Genomic DNA, 218 nt, shown 5'->3' with positions numbered 1-218 from the left:
GATCGCCGCTTCCGCCGCGCTGGGTGAGGCGCTGGCCGGGTCCTTGAGTCGGTCCCAGTTGAATTTCACCGCTTCGGCATTGAGCGGAGTGCCGTCGGAGAAGACCAGCCCGGGCCGCAGCTTCAGGGTGAAGGTGCGGCCGTTGTCCGTCGTGGTGAAGGACTCGGCCATCTGGTAGCGGATCTCGCCCGCCTCGTCGTTGGTCATCAACGTTCCGT

At 65.6% G+C, this 218-nt stretch carries 1 protein-coding gene; it reads right to left on the bottom strand.

Going from position 1 to position 218, the window contains the following annotated elements:
* The coding region (locus FMEAI12_RS28885) for an ABC transporter substrate-binding protein (protein ID WP_235014730.1) at positions 1-218 on the bottom strand (218 nt) is incomplete at both ends.

This window comes from Parafrankia sp. Ea1.12 (genome assembly GCF_900465275.1).
Lineage (GTDB): Bacteria > Actinomycetota > Actinomycetes > Frankiales > Frankiaceae > Parafrankia > Parafrankia soli.
This window is presented reverse-complemented; position numbering and strand designations above follow the sequence as displayed.